This window comes from Vibrio sp. 1978 (assembly GCF_033344345.1).
Genome location: NZ_JAWPOP010000078.1, coordinates 1 through 1,758 on the forward strand (window position 1 = coordinate 1; position 1,758 = coordinate 1,758).

Consider the following 1,758-nt stretch of genomic DNA (forward strand, 5'->3'; position numbering starts at 1 on the left):
CTTTATGCGAAGTTTTCAGTTTAAAGATTAAGAGGTGTCTATGAGTGCAGCTGTTACTTTTGAGCAATTCTGTCAGCGTTACGAGTACGATCCGAGAAGTTCGTTATCTCGATTTGAATATGAGAAGTACAAAGAGAACTTAGAGATAGCTAACGAGCTGATCACCAAAGATGCCATCGATAAGATGAAAACATAGAAAAAACGCCCTTAGAGGGCGTTTTTTGTTTCAATCGAACAGCGAACTTTTTGCCCTGTAAATCGCTCTGAAAGCGTCACAAACTTACAGCCCGATTTCTGGCTAATTAGGTAAGGATAAGTGCTTAAAAACGCTCCAGGAGCGTTTTGAGAGCGTCAGATTGGCGTTTTGAGATGCTAAGTCGGCTATTTAACGTAATAGGAATAATAAGAACCTAGTTTTATAATTTATGGTGTGACATATTGTTTTACTTAATATCCAGCTCAATCGGTACAAGTTATTAGATGAAAATGGTAATCGTTTTCTATTAAAAATTGGCAAGGTAGACATGTATAAAATTATTTCTCTTCTTATTCTCATTTTATTTAGTTTCAACACTTTTGCATCACAAGAATATGCATGTGTTAAGTATCAAAGAAAAGATTACTCATGGGGAGATTCTTATAAAGTTCCAGCGACAATTGTTTCAGGTGATGCAATCAATGAAGCAACTAAGAGTTATAAGTATCATTCTTGGAGTAATTACGCTGTTGTTGAGTGGCCAAATGGAGGTTACAGCGCATTAGAATTGCCATCTTATTATGATGATTTATCTAGCATGTTCTCATACATAGATACTAAAGATCAGAATGGTAGGACTTATAGAATCAAACAAGCGCCTTCATATGGTCAGTGTTATTAAACATAGCCCTCTCATAAGCCGAAAATTTTGTTTCCAGTGACCGGAAAGTTAATTCACCATAACCCCCGTTGTACGAACCCCAAAAGGTCGCCTATCTAGGCGGCCTTTTCGTTACTGCGTCACGGCTTGGTTTGGAGTTTTAGCGATTACTTAGGTTCTTTTTGCAGTAATCTTCCCAATAGAGAGTTGCGAACTCTAGCTTATCTTCAAAAGTAGAGTGTTCTACTGATAGCCATGCTCGGTTGGTTACGTCCCAAAACATCTTGTCGAATTGAGTGAAGCTCTTAAAGTTCGAGCGGTTTACTTTGTTGTAAACACTTTTAGAAAGTTCACGCATTCCTGAGTTTATGCGTTTTACATTCACTTTATCTTGTTCGGTCTTTTCTTTGGGCATGTTTGGTTTAAGGTGCGTGTTCGATTTTAGTGCTCAATTTAAACGAAAAACGCCTCCCATTGGGAGGCGTTTTTCTTGAGGACGTTCATTACCTTAGAAAAGGATCGTTGAGATCCATGCTCTTTGGTTGTAATCTCAATCCCCAGATATGACAAAACCAGCTTTGGCGAGCTGGCTTTGTTCGGAATACTTACTAGTTTGAAGACCGGTGTAAGTCCTTTCATGATAGCCATATCATCTAAGCACTTCAAGTATTCCTGCACTCTGTTTGGACTCAAGATGTTTTGGACAGAGCGATGCGTATCAGTCACCGACCAAGGGAAGTTCCAAAGGTGACAGGTAAAGGCACTAATCAAAACTTGCGAAAGCACGATAAAACCGCTCTCTTGTAGCTGCTAGAGAGAGAACAGCGGAAAAGGAATAATTGATTAGTGTTGTGAGACTGGAATGGGGGCGTAAAGCCTTACTCACAGCGCAGGGCAGCCC

The 1,758-nt window shown here is 39.6% G+C and carries 3 protein-coding genes; 2 read left to right on the forward strand and 1 reads right to left on the reverse strand.

What is annotated here, in order from left to right; genetic code table 11:
- Positions 1 to 40: 40 nt before the first annotated feature.
- The gene (locus tag R8N49_RS24540; RefSeq protein WP_191116630.1) at positions 41 to 196 is read left to right on the forward strand and encodes a hypothetical protein; all 156 of its coding nucleotides are present in this window, start codon (positions 41 to 43) and stop codon (positions 194 to 196) included.
- Between the two features lie 328 nt (positions 197 to 524).
- On the forward strand, positions 525 to 878 hold the full coding sequence (locus R8N49_RS24545) for a hypothetical protein (RefSeq protein WP_238777734.1): 354 nt from the start codon (positions 525 to 527) through the stop codon (positions 876 to 878).
- 139 nt (positions 879 to 1,017) lie between these two features.
- Here R8N49_RS24545 and R8N49_RS24550 read toward each other — a convergent pair whose 3' ends face one another.
- Positions 1,018 to 1,272, reverse strand: coding sequence for a hypothetical protein (locus R8N49_RS24550; protein WP_225455906.1), 255 nt, complete (start codon positions 1,270 to 1,272; stop codon positions 1,018 to 1,020).
- Positions 1,273 to 1,758 lie beyond the last annotated feature (486 nt).

What these genes read in the sequence shown, in the direction of transcription:
- R8N49_RS24545 (WP_238777734.1), top strand. Translation starts at nt 525, where the DNA reads ATGTATAAAATTATTTCTCTTCTTATTCTCATTTTATTTAGTTTCAAC.
- R8N49_RS24550 (WP_225455906.1), bottom strand. Translation starts at nt 1,272, where the DNA reads ATGCCCAAAGAAAAGACCGAACAAGATAAAGTGAATGTAAAACGCATA.
- R8N49_RS24540 (WP_191116630.1), top strand. Translation starts at nt 41, where the DNA reads ATGAGTGCAGCTGTTACTTTTGAGCAATTCTGTCAGCGTTACGAGTAC.